The sequence below is a fragment of the uncultured Aquincola sp. genome (genome assembly GCF_964001545.1).
Lineage (GTDB): Bacteria > Pseudomonadota > Gammaproteobacteria > Burkholderiales > Burkholderiaceae_C > Aquincola.
On record NZ_CAXFDV010000073.1, the window covers coordinates 1 to 3,442 of the forward strand.

Sequence of the window (3,442 nt, forward strand, 5' to 3'; positions counted from 1 at the left end):
GCAGGCCATCAACACCGTGCGCATGCTGCCCGGCAAGGGCACGGTGGTATGGGGTGCCCGCACCCGGGCCGGCATCGACGGCCTGGGATCGGACTTCAAATACGTGCCGGTGCGCCGGCTGGCGCTGCACATCGAAGACAGCCTGGTGCGTGGCCTGGCCTGGGTGGCTTTCGAGCCCGATGCCGAGCCGCTGTGGGCCCGGCTGCGCGAGCAGGCGGGCGCCTTCCTGCACGGCCTGTACGCACAAGGCGCCTTCCAGGGGCGCCGACCGCAGGAAGCCTGGTTCGTGCACTGCGACGCAGCCACCACCTCCACCACCGACCAGGCCCTTGGCCTGGTGCGCCTGCACCTGGGCTTTGCGCCGCTGCGGCCGGCCGAATTCGTGCTGCTGCGCCTGGTGCTGCAGGCCCAGCCGATGCCGCCCGGCTGAGCCCGCCCGGGCCGGCGCCTGTGGCGCCGATGCCGATTCCCTGCCCCTGACCCCCACCTGCCAGCCGCCCGCGGCGTGACGGGCTTCACGCGCCGGCGGCGAACCGTGCGCCGACACCCTCTTCAGGGGGCCCACCTGCGAGGGAGGCCTTTCCAGAATCGCGCCTCGCCTTCCGCAAAGCCCGATGTCCGGGTCTGGGGGGCCCGGAAGTACCGTCATGAAGAAGTCCTTGCTCGTCGTCGCCGCCGCCCTGTCCGCCAGCCTGGCCAGCACCCTGGCCGTGGCTTCGCCGGTGTCCATCGCCTTCGATGCGGACGACACCGCCGCCTTCTGGAGCAAGCCCCGGCCCGGCAGCTTCACCGACGAGTACGTGTTCACCGTGCCCTACACGCAGTCGGCGCTCAGCGCCAGCGTCACCACCAGCATCGTGGGCGACCGGGACATCGACTTCAGCCGCGTCTACATCACCGACGGCAACAGCACGCTCTTCAGCTTCCTGCAGACGTCCACCGACGCCACCGGCTCGGAGCAATGGGCGCTGACCGATGCGCCGCTGCTGTCGGGCATCAGCTACCACCTGTTCCTGGAAGGCAGCTCCGCCGCCACCGGCGCGCTGTACGCCGGCGAGCTGTCGGTGATGCCTGCCGCCTCGGTGCCCGAACCCGGCTCCGTCGCGCTGGTGCTGGCGGCCCTGGGCGCCGCCGGCCTGGTGGGCTGGCGCCGCCGCGCCTGATCGGCGCCGCCGCCGGCATCCACCCCCTTTTCCCCGACCTTTCACCAACGCCCCTGCGGGCCCTCATCATGCAAAAAGCCTTCATCGCCACCGCCCTGGCCCTGGCCGCGGCCGCCAGCTTCGCGGCGCCCAGCTCGCTGGTGTTCGACAACGACAACACCGCCGCCATCACCGGCAAGCCGGCCAAGGGCAGCTTCCTGGACGAGTTCCTGTTCGAAGTGCCGTTCGCCCAGTCCAGCGTCAGCTCCAGCCTGACGACCAGCATCAACGGCAACAAGAACATCGACTTCAGCAGCATCACCATCACCAACGGCAGCCAGACGCTGTACAGCTTCACCCAGACCGCCTTCGACGCCACCGGCGCCGAGCAATGGACGCTGAACAATGCGCTGCTGTCGGCCGGCACCACCTACCACCTGCTGCTGGCCGGCACTTCGGCCGTGGGCGGCACCCGGTACTCGGGCGACCTGTCGGCCGTGGCCGCCGTGCCCGAGCCCTCGACCTGGGCCATGGCCCTGGCCGGCCTGGCCGCCGTGGGCGCCATCGCCCGCCGCCGCCGCGCCTGATCGCGCGCACTCGGGGCGGTGCAACGCCGCCCCGGCACCTGGCTTGCCGCAGCGCCGGCATGGCCCACACGCCCACCGCGGGTGACACCCGCATCGGCATCTCCGGCTGGCGCTACGCACCGTGGCGCGGCCGCTTCTACCCGCCCAAGCTGCCTCAGCGCAGCGAGCTGGCCTTTGCCGCGCGCCAGCTGGCGACGATCGAGCTGAACGGCTCGTTCTACTCGCTGCAGCGGCCTGAAAGCTACCAGCGCTGGCACGACGAAACGCCCGACGACTTCGTGTTCGCGGTCAAGGGACCGCGCTACCTGACGCACATGTTGCGGCTGAAGGACGTGCGGGTGCCGCTGGCCAACTTCCTGGCTTCGGGCGTGTTTGCGCTCGGGCCCAAGCTGGGGCCGATGCTGTGGCAGTTTCCGCCGCAGATGGCCTTCGAGCCCGAACGCTTCGACGCCTTCTTCCAGCTGCTGCCGCGCAACACGCAGGCCGCGGCCGCGCTGGCCCGCGAGCACGACAGCCGCATGGCCGGCCGCACGCTGCTGCCCGAAGGCCCACGCCGCCGGCTGCGCCATGCGGTGGAAATCCGCCATGAGAGCTTTTGCTCGCCCGACTTCATCGCCCTGCTGCGCCGCCACCGCATCGCGCTGGTGGTGGCCGACACCGCCCGGCGCTGGCCGCTGCTGGAAGACCTGACCGCCGACTTCGTGTACCTGCGCCTGCATGGCGACAAGGAGCTGTACGCCAGCGGCTACGACGACGCGGCGCTGAGCGACTGGGCCCGCCGCATCGACGCCTGGCGCCACGGCACCCAGGTGACCGATGCCCGCACCGCCTCACCGCGGGCGGCACCGCGGCGAGCCCGCCGAGACGTGTACTGCTACTTCGACAACGACGTGAAGGTGCATGCGCCCTGCGACGCGGCGGCGCTTGCCGCGAAGCTGGGCGTGGCCAGGTGCTTGAAGTAGAAGGTGGTGCCGCAGGGCCGGCCGTCGGGCATCAGCGCATACAGCGGCACCTCGCCCACCCGCTGCCAGCCGGCGCGCTGGTACAGGCGCTCGGCGTCGCCGCCGGTCACGGTGTCCAGCACCAGCACGGGCCGGCCTTCGGCCAGCGCCTGCGCCTCCAGCGCGGCCAGCAGCCGCACGGCCAGGCCCTGCCGGCGCGCGCTGCGGTGCACCAGCATCTTGGCCACGTCGGCGCGGTGGGGCTGGTTGTCGGGCAGGTCGAGCACGGCCTGCACGGTGCCCACCACACGGCCCTGCTGCTCGGCCACCATCAACACCCGGTGGCTGAGGGCGGTGGCCGCCAGCACCTGCTGCCAGAAGGCCAGCGCCCGTTCGCGCGGCAGCGGCTGCATGAAGCTGACCGAGGCGCCGCCGGCCACGCAGTCGATCAGCACGTCGGCCAGCTGCCCGGCCAGGCGCTGCGCTGCGGCGGGGTCGGCCGCCTCCTGGGCGCCGATGCGGCGCAGCGTGAGCGGGGGTGAGTCCATCAGGTCCTCCGGCTGGGAAAGCTGGGCAGGGTGGCCAGCGCCACCAGGTAGCGGGCCGGCTTGCGGCCGGGGTTGTGGTACGTGATGGGTGCGTCCAGTCGCATGGCCAGGCAGTCGCCGGTGGCCAGGCGCCACAGGCTGCCGGCCACCGTCACCTCCATCTGGCCGTCGATCATCCAGACCTGCTGGTGGATCTCGGACTCGCGCCCCGCGCTGTCCAGCGC

General features: G+C 72.0%; 5 protein-coding genes and 1 pseudogene. 4 read left to right on the forward strand and 2 right to left on the reverse strand.

Translation table 11 applies throughout. The features are described 5' to 3' along the window. The 4 genes and pseudogenes from ABNT58_RS02570 to ABNT58_RS02585 all read left to right on the forward strand — a co-directional run. Positions 1-430, forward strand: a pseudogene (locus ABNT58_RS02570) (phage tail sheath family protein); the annotation flags it as partial. Positions 431-647: 217 nt separating this feature from the next. Beyond that, positions 648-1,163 carry an FxDxF family PEP-CTERM protein gene (locus tag ABNT58_RS02575; protein ID WP_348751948.1) on the forward strand — a complete coding sequence of 172 codons (516 nt, stop codon included), beginning with the start codon at positions 648-650 and terminating at the stop codon, positions 1,161-1,163. A gap of 68 nt (positions 1,164-1,231) precedes the next feature. Further along, positions 1,232-1,729, forward strand: coding sequence for an FxDxF family PEP-CTERM protein (locus tag ABNT58_RS02580; RefSeq protein WP_348751949.1), 498 nt, complete (start codon positions 1,232-1,234; stop codon positions 1,727-1,729). Positions 1,730-1,788: 59 nt separating this feature from the next. After that, entirely contained in the window at positions 1,789-2,691 is a 903-nt protein-coding gene (locus ABNT58_RS02585; protein ID WP_348751950.1) for a DUF72 domain-containing protein, read from the forward strand. Here ABNT58_RS02585 and ABNT58_RS02590 read toward each other — a convergent pair. Together ABNT58_RS02590 and ABNT58_RS02595 are read right to left on the reverse strand one after the other, a co-directional pair. After that, positions 2,604-3,218: a GNAT family N-acetyltransferase gene (locus ABNT58_RS02590; protein ID WP_348751951.1), complete on the reverse strand. Its 615-nt coding sequence runs from the start codon at positions 3,216-3,218 to the stop codon at positions 2,604-2,606. The genes ABNT58_RS02585 and ABNT58_RS02590 overlap by 88 nt on opposite strands. Continuing rightward, positions 3,218-3,442: cupin domain-containing protein (locus ABNT58_RS02595; protein ID WP_348751952.1), on the reverse strand; the 225-nt coding region annotated here is incomplete at its 5' end. The genes ABNT58_RS02590 and ABNT58_RS02595, both read right to left, overlap by 1 nt.

What these genes read in the sequence shown, in the direction of transcription:
- ABNT58_RS02575 (WP_348751948.1), top strand. Translation starts at nt 648, where the DNA reads ATGAAGAAGTCCTTGCTCGTCGTCGCCGCCGCCCTGTCCGCCAGCCTG.
- ABNT58_RS02580 (WP_348751949.1), top strand. Translation starts at nt 1,232, where the DNA reads ATGCAAAAAGCCTTCATCGCCACCGCCCTGGCCCTGGCCGCGGCCGCC.
- ABNT58_RS02585 (WP_348751950.1), top strand. Translation starts at nt 1,789, where the DNA reads ATGGCCCACACGCCCACCGCGGGTGACACCCGCATCGGCATCTCCGGC.
- ABNT58_RS02590 (WP_348751951.1), bottom strand. Translation starts at nt 3,218, where the DNA reads ATGGACTCACCCCCGCTCACGCTGCGCCGCATCGGCGCCCAGGAGGCG.